Annotated in this window: 9 protein-coding genes and 1 pseudogene; 5 read left to right on the forward strand and 5 right to left on the reverse strand. The window is 58.5% G+C overall.

Going from position 1 to position 12,195, the window contains the following annotated elements; genetic code table 11:
- Positions 1 to 198: 198 nt before the first annotated feature.
- Positions 199 to 600 (forward strand): hypothetical protein, encoded by a 402-nt coding sequence (locus LJY18_RS12080; protein ID WP_238042065.1) that lies wholly within the window; start codon positions 199 to 201, stop codon positions 598 to 600.
- A 230-nt stretch (positions 601 to 830) separates the two neighbouring features.
- On the opposite strand, the gene egtB is transcribed toward LJY18_RS12080, so the two are convergent.
- The 4 genes from egtB to LJY18_RS12100 all read right to left on the reverse strand — a co-directional run bounded on the left by egtB (position 831) and on the right by LJY18_RS12100 (position 5,733).
- Positions 831 to 2,975: an ergothioneine biosynthesis protein EgtB gene (gene egtB, locus LJY18_RS12085; RefSeq protein WP_238042066.1), complete on the reverse strand. Its 2,145-nt coding sequence runs from the start codon at positions 2,973 to 2,975 to the stop codon at positions 831 to 833.
- Between the two features lie 386 nt (positions 2,976 to 3,361).
- Positions 3,362 to 4,114, reverse strand: coding sequence for a substrate-binding periplasmic protein (locus LJY18_RS12090; RefSeq protein ID WP_238042067.1), 753 nt, complete (start codon positions 4,112 to 4,114; stop codon positions 3,362 to 3,364).
- 49 nt (positions 4,115 to 4,163) lie between these two features.
- On the reverse strand, positions 4,164 to 5,339 hold the full coding sequence (locus LJY18_RS12095; RefSeq protein WP_238042068.1) for a GGDEF domain-containing protein: 1,176 nt from the start codon (positions 5,337 to 5,339) through the stop codon (positions 4,164 to 4,166).
- Positions 5,340 to 5,484: 145 nt separating this feature from the next.
- On the reverse strand, positions 5,485 to 5,733 hold the full coding sequence (locus LJY18_RS12100) for a hypothetical protein (protein ID WP_238042331.1): 249 nt from the start codon (positions 5,731 to 5,733) through the stop codon (positions 5,485 to 5,487).
- Positions 5,734 to 5,840: 107 nt separating this feature from the next.
- Between LJY18_RS12100 and LJY18_RS22715 the strand changes: the two are divergent.
- A pseudogene (locus LJY18_RS22715) lies at positions 5,841 to 5,963 on the forward strand (IS5/IS1182 family transposase); the annotation flags it as partial.
- A gap of 558 nt (positions 5,964 to 6,521) precedes the next feature.
- Here LJY18_RS22715 and LJY18_RS12105 read toward each other — a convergent pair.
- Positions 6,522 to 7,595, reverse strand: coding sequence for a GGDEF domain-containing protein (locus LJY18_RS12105; protein ID WP_238042069.1), 1,074 nt, complete (start codon positions 7,593 to 7,595; stop codon positions 6,522 to 6,524).
- A gap of 557 nt (positions 7,596 to 8,152) precedes the next feature.
- On the opposite strand from LJY18_RS12105, the gene LJY18_RS12110 reads away from it, so the two are divergent.
- From LJY18_RS12110 to LJY18_RS12120, 3 genes are all read left to right on the forward strand, one after another.
- Positions 8,153 to 8,902 carry a TIGR01458 family HAD-type hydrolase gene (locus LJY18_RS12110; protein ID WP_238042070.1) on the forward strand — a complete coding sequence of 250 codons (750 nt, stop codon included), beginning with the start codon at positions 8,153 to 8,155 and terminating at the stop codon, positions 8,900 to 8,902.
- 274 nt (positions 8,903 to 9,176) lie between these two features.
- A complete protein-coding gene (locus tag LJY18_RS12115) occupies positions 9,177 to 9,566 on the forward strand; it encodes a YkvA family protein (protein WP_238042071.1) in 390 nt (129 codons plus the stop codon).
- A gap of 265 nt (positions 9,567 to 9,831) precedes the next feature.
- Positions 9,832 to 12,195 carry a DNA polymerase II gene (locus LJY18_RS12120; RefSeq protein WP_238042317.1) on the forward strand — a complete coding sequence of 788 codons (2,364 nt, stop codon included), beginning with the start codon at positions 9,832 to 9,834 and terminating at the stop codon, positions 12,193 to 12,195.

The raw sequence follows: 12,195 nt of genomic DNA on the forward strand, positions 1-12,195 counted from the left end.
GCGGTCCGTAGGGCGGCCTCGGAGCGCAGCGACAGCCCGCCAGCTCTATGCTGCACCGATTAACCATCGGTGCACTGCCTGCGGCGAGTGACACCCTACAAATTGCGGCTTATCCCAAGCTCTGTGGTTTGTCCGCAGATCACTGGCACCACAAACCAGATAGGCAAAAGCGATCTCGGCTCGCTATGCTTGCAGCCCATGACAGCCTCTCCCCTGCTCCGCCAACCCTGCCCGCCCGGCGCCTGCGATTGCGGGCGCGAACAGCTGCTGGCAACAAGCGACGGCGACCTGCGCATCCTGCGCCTGACCCGCCAGGAGGAAAAACGCCTGCTCGAGCGCCTGGAAAACATCGAGAGCCTCAGCGACCTGGAAAAGCTGCAACAGCGCATGTACGAGCAACTCGGCATACGCCTCGACGTGGCGCCGGGCTTCAACGAAGTACGCAGCATGCGCGGCATCGCCATTCATATCGACGAACTGCCCGGCCTCTGCCGCAAAACCCGCCAGTCGCTGCCCACCGCCATCCGCCGCGGTCTGGAGAAACACCCAGAGATCGCCTACCGCCTGCTCGATGCGCATGACCTGTTCAGGAATATTTGAGGGACGGGGACGGCCAGGAGCAGCCGGTGAGATCATGCAGCCCCGCAGGATGCGCGCGGGCCGCGTAGGTTTGAGCGAAGCGATACCCATCGGCAGTAATCATAAAGGGATGGCCATCCACTCTACGCGAGTTCGAGAGCCGTGTAGGGAGGACCACACCTGCTTGTCCACCCGCTTCTGCGACTACATTGGCGTGGGGGAGCCTTCATGGAAATTGCCGCCAATGATCCTCAATTTTCCAGAATGAACAGCCCGACTTGCGGCGCCGGGCTGAGCCAGTAGCGGCCCAGTTGCCAGCCGGCTTCGGCGGCGAGCTGGTTGAAGGATTCGACGCTGTATTTGTGCGAGCACTCGGTGTGCAGGCGTTCGCCACGCTTGAAGGCGAAGCGCTGGCCGGCGGCCTGCACGTGTTGCTCGTGGCGGCTGACCAGGTACATCTCCATGCAGTTCTCTTGCGGGTTCCATTGCGCCAGGTGATCGAAGGCGTCCGGATCGAAGTCGCCGCGCAATTCGCGGTTGATGCGCACCAGCAGGTTTTTGTTGAACCGCGCGGTGATGCCCTCTGCATCGTCGTAGGCGGCTTCCAGGGTGGCGATGTCCTTGAGCATGTCGACGCCGACGATAAAGCGCGCGTTCGGGCCAAGAAGAGTGCGGACCGAGCGGAGAAACTGCACCGACTCGGCAGGCGTGAAGTTGCCCAGGGTCGAGCCGGGAAAGAAGCCCACCCGCGCCTGCGCCCCGGTTGCCAGGCACAGCCGCGACAGTTGGCTGAAGTCGGCGACCTGTGGGGCAATCTCCAGCCGTGGGTAATCGCGGCGCAACTGAGTCACAGCCTGGCGCAGGGCCGATTCACTGATATCGATGGGCAGGTAGGCGGCGAGCTGCGGCGCGGCGTCGAGCAACAGGCGGGTTTTTTCGCTGGCGCCGCTGCCGAATTCGATCAACGCGGCGCCGGCGGGAATCTGCGCGGCGAGCTGCGGCGCGATGCGTTTCAGCAGCTTGATCTCGGCGCGAGTCGGGTAGTACTCCGGCGTGCGGCAGATCGCCTTGAACAGCTCCGAACCGCTGGCGTCGTACAGGTACTTCGGCGACAGGCGTTTCTGCGTCGCGGACAGGCCGGCGATCACGTCGCGGGCGAATTCCCCGTCGGGCGTGTCGACTCGCCCGACAGCCTCGGTATGGACCGCCTCGGCATGCACCGCCCCGGCATCACGCGCCAGGCGCAAACCGGAGAACATCCAGCGCTGCGCCGGGTAGAAGAAGTTGCGGTAGCTCGGGCGCGAATGCCCGGCCGGCGTGACGCTGGCGCCACCGCGCAGGACCATCTGGCTGACCATGAACTTGCCGTTGTACTCGCCGATGGCGCTGGCCGCCGGACGAAACCCCGGATAGGCGCCATAGGCGCTCTGGGTCCATTGCCAGGCCGCATCGTCGAGTTGTTCGAGCAGACCGCTGCCGGCGGCATGCTCCCATTCCGCCTCGCTGGGCAGGCGCGCGTCGGCCCAGGTGGCGTAGGCCGCAGCCTCGTAGTAACTGATATGGGTCACGGGCGCGTCCAGATCGAGCGTTTGCAGACCGCGCAGGGTCATGGCCTGCCAGTGGCCATCCAGTCGCTGCCAATACAAAGGCGCCTGCCATTGCTCGGCTTGGCTCAGCGCCCAGCCATCGGCCAGCCACAACTCGGCGCGCCGGTAACCGTTGGCTTCGATAAAGGCCAGCCATTCGCCGTTGCTTACCAGGCGGTCGCTGATTTCGAACGACTGCAGGTAGCAGGTATGGCGCGGCCCTTCGTTGTCAAAGGCGAAGCCGTCTCCGGCATGTCCCAACTCGATCAAGCCGCCCTGCATGGGGATGAAACGCCCATGCCGACCCGCGCTCTCCGCCGGCCAGTGTTGGTCATATGCGGGCTTCAGCGGCGACAGGCTGAACAGGTGCAGCAGGTCCATCAGCAGCAGTTCCTGGTGCTGCTGCTCGTGGGCCAGGCCCAGTTCCACCCGCGCCATCAACTCGGCATTCAGTGGCGCTTCTAGTAGTAGCCGGCCCATGTGTTCGTCGACGTGCGCGCGATAGGCCCACACCCTGGCCAGCGGCGGTCGCGTCAGCAAACCGCGCTGCGGCCGCGGCTGGCGCGGGCCGAGGGCTTCATAATAAGAATTGAACAGGTAGGCAAAGGCGGGATCGAACTCGCGGTAGTCCGGTGCGTACGCGGCAAGCAGAAAGGTCTCGAAGAACCAGGTGGTATGCGCCATATGCCACTTGGCCGGGCTGGCATCGGGCATCGACTGGACGACCATGTCCTCCTCGCTGAGCGGCGCGACCAATTCCGCGGTATGGCGGCGAACTTGCAGGTAACGATCGAGAAGCGTGCTGTTCATCGGTCTGTTCTCTCGAACCCCTCGGGGCCAGCCGGCCGTGAAGCTGCCCGGGCGTCCTGGGACCTGATTGATGACTCGCTATGTACGGCCGGACGACGCAATACCCGTGCCCCGTGCGATTACTCAAGTGTGGACGACTGAGGCTCTGAGGCAAGGCGCATCGCCATAGCGGAGTCGTCCAGGGCTCATTGAACCAGCCTGCGAGCCCTAACCCGGATGTTTCAAAACTGCGGCAGTCTGCTCAAGCTATGAGCAGACTGCCGTTTTTGTTCGCTCGTTTGAAAATCAATAGGGAAATCAATAGAGGACAGACCCCGGTTTTGGCTTGAATAATCAAGCAGAAGCAAAATTAATCTTGGTCTGCCACCTATTATTTTATGCTGGCACTACTCTTCAAGAGTTACGTTATACTTCTTGAGAAGCATTTTTTCTTTTGTGCCCTTCAGCGACAATCGCCCTTCATTCCAAATCCTTATAAGTTCCTGTCTTTTTGCAGCAGGGATTTTTTTTGAAAAGATCGGTAGTTCAACCAATTTCTTTTCCAAGCCGGGGCGCACAATCTTAAGGTCATCATTCAAGTTCAGCCGATTCAAAACATGCTGAAGAACGAGTTCGTTATCCACATATAAATCGACTCTGTTTTCTCTAATCATATGGAAGACCCGGTCCACCACATCATCGTAACCAGCAATCACTTCAACAAAGCTCGAATTTTTTGGGTCATCGATATAATTCTGATAGTCGACACTCATTGAGCTGTAATCCCAGCCTGGCCCAGTTGCGATGCGTTTACCTTTTATGGATTGAATACCATGATAGCGCCATGGATCATCTCGCCTGACGACAAAGGCTGAGGTGTATGCAAATGTTGGTTCGCTGGCATACACGAAGCCCTTTTCTGAATTTTTTGAATATAGGTATTCCGGCAACATATCGCAAAGACCCTCTGCTACCATATCCAGCCCTCTTGCCAGGGGAACTTCATAGTATTTCAGCTTATAGCCTTCTGATGTGTATATTTGCTCCAACATATCGATGACAACACCACGCGCAGAGGATCCTTCTGATGGAAATATTGTCATCGGGACCCATTGATCGTAGCAAACTTTTAATGTCGCAGCATGACTTATACTGGCCATGCTAGTGCTCACCAAAAAGAACATAAGGAAAAAATGGTTAGGCAATTTTTTACATTTCGACACGATCACGCCCCTTATCTTTCGCCCCATACAGTTTCAAATCGGCGCGTTTAAATAGCTCGCCAATTGAATGGTCTGTAGTCTCGGATGACTCAACGCCAAGACTCACAGTGTAGTTGACCGTTGTACCTTCAACCTCAAAGGTTGAATCGCCAATGGTTTTTCTTATTTCATCGGCAAGCCGAAAGGCCTCATCAACTCCCGTATCAGGGAGAAACAGTGCAAATTCCTCACCACCAACTCTCCCAATGAGGTCAGATTTTCTCAATAGATTTTTACTTGTATTAACAAAATGAATGAGTACTTGATCACCTATAAAATGGCCATGCGTATCGTTGATAGTTTTAAAGTGATCCAAATCCATCAAAACAAAGGACGCTGGTGATTTTTGGCGCTGGGAAAGAACGAGCAGATGCTGCGCAATTTCAAAGAAACCTCCCCGATTCAATGCACCTGTCAAAGAATCTCTTGTCGCTAGCTCTTTGAGTTTATCATTCGAGATTTGTAATGCTTCTGTACGCTTTGCGACGGCCTCCTCTAACCAATTTCGCTTGGCTTGTTCGTCTTCCAATAATCGTTCTCGATCCCTCTCCATCGCAGACAGCATCGCATTCATATTTTCTTGAAGTTGGCTTAGTTCGTTATTCTCAATATTCGAAAGGTCAATCCGTTTACTTATGTTTGGGCTCAACTGAACTTCACTCACTTGAGACATCAATTCTTTCAAGGGTGTTGCCAGATAACGATCAAAGGCCCAAATAAACAGCCAAAACAAAACAGATAATTTTATAATTGCCGTAATTGCAATCAGAGAAAACCCGAACAAAACCCGATCCAAAACAACTTGTGACGACGAATAAAGTGTAAGCGACCCAAGAAATATTTTCTTATCATTAAGCATCCAGTATAAGTCTGATTTTGTATCGAAAACTGACAATGGGGCTGAAGCCAGAGCATAGGATCTTTTAGAAATCATATTTTTTGCATGCTTATCTAGAATATCAACACCCTCGATAATTGGCATTTTGATAAGCCCAGCAATAAGTGAATCTAACTGATTCTGGTTATATTGCCACAAACTAGTAGAAATAGGGCCGCGGATCGTTTCTTCCAACTGTTTCAATTCACTTAAGATTGAATCCTGCGTTTTCAAATATTCGGTCAAGAACTGTATGCTTGTGACGAGGCAGGTCACACCAAAATAGATGGAAAAAATAACACGCATCATTTTTTGGGATAGATTGTTTGAACGAAGAAAACTTGCAAACATCAAAAAGCCCGTCCCGATACATTTTAAACTTGAGTCAATCTTAGATTACTCCCGCACTTAATGGAACCGACTTAGGGAACCGCTGAAAAAGACTTCCTGATTTTGGAAAAATAACCGGGTTCCACCCGCTGAGTTTTCCCGATGAAGCAGATGACTGGGCCTCCGGTGCCCTGACCCACTTGCGGATCGTGTTGCGCGCCAGCCCGGTGCGCTTGGTTATCTCATGCACCGACAACTTGTCGCGGAAAGACATCCGCTGAAATTTGCCCATCATTTCCAAACTGATCACCCTGTGTTCTTCTGCTCAATAATTGAGCAGGAGCAGTTGAGCACCTGGGTCCGTTTTCAGGCGGAAGAACATCCTCTACTGGGTCAATTTTAGGTCAGCGGCAACAGCAGAACTGGTTCGGCTACAGCGATCCGGCGATGGAAGAGTTGCTCTACGAGAGCACGATTTTGCGCCACTTTTCCGGGCTGAGCCTGGAGCGCATCCCGGGAAAAGGGGACTTATTTATTTTTCATATTTTCACGGCCTGACAAAGCAATAGGGAACCACGATTAATTTTGCTTCTGCTTGTTCATTTCAGCCAAAACCGTGGTCTGTTCCTTATTGTCCTTGGGCTGAAGGCGGCGAACGAATGCCTACGAGCAGTGGACTGGTAATGGACTGGTAGAGGACACAATCGGGGGCAGACCACGATATTAGTGATGCCGAAATGTCCGTAATTGGCCGATATCTACCGGTGACCACCGTCCGCTGCAGCGCGACTCCAGCCTGTCGCGAAGAGTAGAAGTCGTCCAATCCAGGCCAAGACCATCACGCGCGCAGGTTGCCATAGCGAAAGGCTTACACGCACTGACTGCGATCTCCTCTGTTGTGGCTTCGCCAGTGCACCTAACCTACGTACATCAACTGAAGCGCAGGACGCGCTCAGGGTCATGGATGATCGACCATCGCCTGGAAGGCTGCTGACAGGATGTCGGCATGGTCTTGAAAAAACCCGCTTCGGCGGGTTTTTTGTTGCCTTCTCAAAAGAGAGCGGCTGATTCTGGGGCCTCCTGGACTGGGAGAGGGACTCACACGGTTACTTCGCAATCGGTGCACACCTCGACCCGATTGCGGCCATCGTCCTTGCAGCGGTAAAGCGCCTTGTCGGCCCGGTTGATTGCGCTTTTCAGCTCATCGCCCTCCTGGAACTCGCTGACCCCCACACTGATGGTGAGAGCAACGGTTTTGCCGTCGAAACACCAACGCTGTTGCATCAGCGCCTGCCGGACCCGCTCGGCACTCGCCCGCGCCTGTTCCAGGTTGGTATCCGGAAGAACGGCCAGAAACTCCTCACCACCCCAGCGCGCAATCAGATCGTGGTTTCTCAGCACTGCCTTGATGCAGTTCGCCACGTCGACCAGCACCTTGTCGCCGATCTCGTGGCCATGGTTGTCGTTGATCGACTTGAAGTGATCGATATCCAGCAACAGCAGCCCGATGGGATGCAGGTTGCGCTGGAAGCGCGCCAATTCCCTCTCGGCCAGATCGATAATATGCCGGCGGTTGAGCAGCCCCGTCAGCGGGTCGGTGGCCGCCATTTTCCGCAGCTTGCGCTGGGCCGAACTGACGATCTTCAGATAGAAGAACGACAGGTAACTGAACATGGCGAATACCACGCTCAGATTGAACAGGTGCACGGCCAGCAAGGCGTCACGGGAAATCGGCTGCAGCGGCTCGCCAGTCCACATGACCACATCCAACACCACGTAAAAGCCCCACAGCGAAACCAACGCCGCAAGGGCGCCGCGCAGCGGCATGCTGAGAAACAGCGCGGGGATGAACATCAACAGATAGTAGTGAAAGCCGCTGTCCCAGCCGATCAACAGGGTGCCCAAGGCGGCGTGGACGATGACCTCCGTCCAGATCAGTGTAATGGCCAGCCGATTGCGTCGCCTGGCCAGCGCCTGGTACGCCAGGATGTACATGGAAACACTGATGACATTGACCCAGGCCAGGAGGGGAGAACCGAGGACATGAAAAAGGAAGAAAAATGCCACATCCACCGTGCCGGCAATCTGACAACAGCGCTTGGCCACCTGCCAGAACTGCGGACGCCGCACAGAGGCGGAATCGGGTGTCTTAGACGTGTCGCTGCTGTTCATAGGCGAAATCCAGATGCGGTCGCCCAAGCCTAGGCTGTTATGGGCGGACTTGCGCGCTGAAGTTGCCGAGGGTTCTTCTCCTGCAGCCGTCTGGATTAAGGCTCCGGGGGTGACGATCCGGTTGATCGAGCGCATGTCCCGGCGGTTGATGCCGTCATTAACTGCAACGATTCGAGCCGCTCGTTAGGCCTAAGCTGCGCGGCCACCCTGCGTTGATAAGCCCTTGACCACAAGATGCAACAACGGGCCCATTGAGACGAAAACAACCGTGATGAGCAGGTATGGCATTACCGGGGCGATTCAGACCTTCCTGGCGGAGCATGGCATGACCATCGAAGATCCGGCGGACGAGTATTAGGATGATAGCCAGGCGGGGTATTGCCTCGATCCGGGCGGGTTCAGGCTGGAGGCTGCGTGCTGTGGCAGGGAGCATGATTGGGACGGCAACCGTCAATCACCGGCTCGGGCCGAATTGGCCAGCCTGCGCTAGGCCGCTTGCAGGCCCAGGCAGTGCAGCGATAGAGAACTTTAACAACCTCTGACTGGAGGCGAAGACCATGCCGCAGGCGGTGCTGCTGGATATCAGCGGGGTGCTCTACCAGGACGCGAAAGCCGTACCCGGCTCGGTGCCGGCAGTTGCGGCGCTGCAGACCAAGGGCTACCCCCTGCGCCTGGTGACTAACACTTCGCGCCTGACGTGCGCCGAGATTTACCGGCAACTGACCGGCATGGGCTATGCCTTGCAGCCCGAGCAGATCTACAGCGCTCCGCGCGCCGTGCGCCATTACCTGCAGGCCCATGACTTGCGGCCGTATTGCCTGATTCACCGCAACCTCGAAGAGGAGTTCGCCGATCTGCTCGAGCTGCCCGAACCCAATGCGGTGGTGCTCGGCGACGCCGAGGAACGCTTCGACTACGCCCACCTGGAGCGCGCCTTCCACCTGCTGCTGAGCGGCGCGCCGCTGCTGGCGATGGGTGACAACCGCTACTTCCACAGCCACGGCGCCCTGCGCCTGGACGTCGGGCCCTTCGTCCGCGCGCTGGAGTATGCCGCCGAGGTCCAGGCGTTGGTTCTGGGTAAGCCCAGCGCAGCGTTCTTCGCCAGCGCCCTGGAAGAGCTCGGCGTGCCGGCCGGCGAGGCCTTGATGATCGGCGACGATGTCGAGAGCGATGTGCTGGGCGCGCAAAAGGCCGGTCTTCAGGCTTGCCTGGTGCAGACCGGAAAGTACCGCGCCGGCGACGAAAGCAAGGCGCCGGGAGCCTTGCTGGCCAGGGACCTGGCCGAGGCGGTGCGGCGGTTCTGCTGACACTGGCCGGTGCTTGCGCGCGCCCACCTTTGCCCGGTTACGGGATTATCGTGACCCTGTCATCCGCCAGCCACCGGCTTTGGCTGCAATCGCTGCAATCGCTGCAATTACTGGAGAGGGTGTGCGAACAGGGGGCGGATTAATTTCTAGGATAGACCGTCCCTTGTGGCCGAACCCTGCCATTCGTGCCTGACAGCTAACCACCCCTGGTAGTCATTAGCCGGGTGACGCTAGGCTTGCGGCGTGAATGTGTTCTCGCGCGGAAAATAATGAAATGAAAGGTATCTTCGGTCACCTACGACGCTGGGCCAAGAGTCTGAAGCGTCAAACTATGGTTCTCTGGTTTTGTTATCAGCATCCAGAAACACCATGGCTGCCCAAATGTATTTCGGTGCTTGTCGTGGCCTATGCATTGAGTCCAATTGACCTCATTCCTGATTTCATTCCGATACTCGGTTACCTGGACGACGTCATCATTTTGCCATTAGGTATTCTGCTCGCCATCCGGTTGATGCCATCACAAGTGCTAGAAGCGTGTCAGCTGAAGGCAAGTGAGTGGGAAAAGAACCATTTGGAACGCCCCGTTAATAAAGTTGCAGCAGTACTCATCGTATTGATCTGGCTGGTTGTGGTTGCAGCTATTTGGTGGGCTTACATTGATTGACTGTCAACGAGGTGGCCTGGATAAGAATTGGCGGCAACGCCCCGCACGTTTCCGCCCTACGCGAATTTTTTAGCGGTATAGGGGGCAGCGTTTATCTGTCCACCAGCTGCTGCGACTGACCGCTGCTGGCCCACAGCTGCCATCTCCAACAGGCTCCCCGCCCCCTCATATTCATGCAGATAACCCGCCCCGCTGCCCTGCCCGCGCAATCGCGGCCCATGCCACGTAGAATCGCACCGTGAAACAAGGACTTGAGGTTGCAGCGGTGGATCTACAGCAGGGCTTCGTCCTGACCCGACATTGGCGCGATACGCCGGCCGGCACCCAGGTCGAGTTCTGGTTGGCGACCGACGCCGGGCCACGGCATATCCGCCTGCCCTGTCAGCCCTCGGTGGCCTTCATTCCTGCCGAGCAGCGCGCGCTGGCCGAGGCGCTGTTGCGCGGGGAGCGTGATGTCGAGCTGCGCCCGCTGGAGCTGTGCGACTTCCACCATCGACCGGTGCTTGGCCTGTATTGCCGCCAGCATCGCCAGCTGATGAATATCGACAAGCTGCTGCGCAAGGCCGGGGTCGAGGTGTACGAGGCCGATATCCGCCCGCCGGAGCGCTACCTGATGGAACGTTTCATCACCGCGCCGGTGTGCTTCGGCGGCACGCCGGACGCCAGCGGGCTGCTGCTCGAGGCGCAGATGAAGCCCGCCCCGGACTATCGCCCGCGCCTGAAGCTGGCGTCACTGGACATCGAGACCAATGCCCAGGGCGAGCTGTATTCGATCGCCCTCGAGGGCTGCGGCCAGCGCCAGGTGTACATGCTCGGGCCGGCCAACGGCGCGGACACGCCGCTGGACTTCGCCCTGGAGTACTGCGCCACTCGCGTGCAGCTGCTGGAGAGGCTCAACCAGTGGCTGGCCGCCCATGATCCCGATGCGATCATCGGCTGGAACCTGGTGCAGTTCGACCTGCGCGTGTTGCACGAGCACGCCCAGCGCCTGCAGGTGCCGTTGCAGCTCGGTCGCGGCGGCGATGCGATGGGCTGGCGCGAGCATGGCAGCCGCAACAATCACTTCTTCGCCGAGGCCGCCGGGCGGCTGATCATCGACGGCATCGAGGCGCTACGCTCGGCGACCTGGAGCTTCTCCTCGTTCAGCCTGGAGAACGTCGCGCAGACCCTGCTCGGCGAAGGCAAGGACATCGCCACGCCCTACCAGCGCATGGACGCCATCGACCGCATGTTCGCCGAGGACAAGCCGGCCCTCGCGCGCTACAACCTCAAGGACTGCGAGCTGGTCACGCGGATCTTCGCCAAGACCGAGATCCTTACCTTCCTGCTCGAACGCGCCACCGTCACCGGCCTGCCGGCCGACCGCAGCGGCGGTTCGGTCGCGGCCTTCTGCCACCTGTACATCCCGCTGATGCACCGCCAGGGCTTCGTCGCGCCGAACCTCGGCGAACGGCCGCCGGAGGCCAGCCCCGGCGGCTTCGTGATGAACTCGCAGCCCGGCCTGTACGAGTCGGTGCTGGTGCTCGACTACAAGAGCCTGTACCCGTCGATCATCCGCACCTTTCTCATCGACCCGCTGGGGCTGGTCGAAGGCATGCGTCATCCCGAGGACAGCGCCTCGGTGCCGGGCTTTCGCGGCGCGCGCTTCTCGCGTACCCGGCATTGCCTGCCGGCCATCGTCGAGAGTGTTTGGCAGGGCCGCGAGGCGGCCAAGCGCGAACACAATGCGCCGCTGTCACAGGCGCTGAAGATCATCATGAACGCCTTCTACGGGGTGCTCGGTTCCAGCGGCTGCCGCTTCTTCGATCCGCGCCTGGCCTCCTCGATCACCCTGCGCGGCCACGAGATCATGCGCAGGACCCGCGAGCTGATCGAGGCCGAAGGCCATGCGGTGATCTACGGCGACACCGACTCGACCTTCGTCTGGCTCAGGCGCGCCCATGACGAGGAGCACGCGGCGCAGATCGGCCGCGCCCTGGTGCAGCGCGTCAACCAGTGGTGGCGCGAGCACCTGCGCCATGAATACGACCTGGAAAGCGCCCTGGAGCTGCAGTACGAGACCCATTACAGCCGCTTCCTGATGCCGACCATCCGCGGCGCCGAAGAGGGCAGCAAGAAGCGCTACGCCGGCCTGGTCACGGCGGCGGACGGCAGCAGCGAGATGGTTTTCAAGGGCCTGGAAACGGTACGCAGCGACTGGTCGCCGCTGGCCCGGCAGTTCCAGCGCGAGCTGTACCTGCTGATCTTCAACCGGCAACCCTACCAGGACTATGTGCGCGACTACGTGCGCCGCACCCTGGCCGGCCAACTCGATGAGCTGCTGATCTACCGCAAGCGCCTGCGCCGCCGGCTGGACGACTACCAGCGCAATGTGCCGCCGCATGTGCGCGCGGCGCGCATGGCCGACGAATACAACGATCAGCAGGGCCGCCCGCGCCAGTACCAGAACGGCGGCTGGATCAGCTACGTGATCACCCTCGCCGGCCCCGAACCGCTGGAAACCCGGCGCACCCCCATCGACTACGAACATTACCTCACGCGCCAGCTGCAGCCGGTGGCGGACGCCATCCTGCCGTTCGTGGGCGACGACTTCTCCCGGCTGGTCGGCGGTCAGCTCGGCCTGTTCTGA

Source organism: Pseudomonas sp. MMS21 TM103, from assembly GCF_022132145.1.
GTDB lineage: Bacteria > Pseudomonadota > Gammaproteobacteria > Pseudomonadales > Pseudomonadaceae > Aquipseudomonas.